The organism is Rhodoplanes roseus (assembly GCF_003258865.1).
GTDB classification, from domain to species: Bacteria; Pseudomonadota; Alphaproteobacteria; order Rhizobiales; family Xanthobacteraceae; genus Rhodoplanes; species Rhodoplanes roseus.
Window position 1 is genome coordinate 1 of sequence record NZ_NPEX01000854.1, and the last position, 266, is coordinate 266.

At 68.0% G+C, this 266-nt stretch carries 1 protein-coding gene; it reads left to right on the forward strand.

Going from position 1 to position 266, the window contains the following annotated elements:
* On the forward strand, window positions 1-266 hold a 266-nt coding region (locus CH341_RS32720), incomplete at both ends, for a UDP binding domain-containing protein (RefSeq protein WP_281023745.1).

The following is a 266-nucleotide window of genomic DNA, read 5'->3' on the forward strand; positions in this document are numbered from 1 at the left end:
GTCGAAGGCAAGACGATCGCCGTGCTCGGTATCGCCTTCAAGCCGAACACCGACGACATCCGCGAGGCCCCAAGCCTGACCGCCATTCCCGCGCTCCAGGCGGCGGGAGCCACCATTCGCGCCCACGATCCCCAGGCGGCCGAGGCGGCAAAACCGCTGCTTCCGGGCGTGACCTGGTGCGCGTCGCCCTATGCCGCCGCAGAAGGGGCTGACGGCCTCGTCATCATGACGGAGTGGAACGAGTACCGCGCCCTTAATCTCGCCAC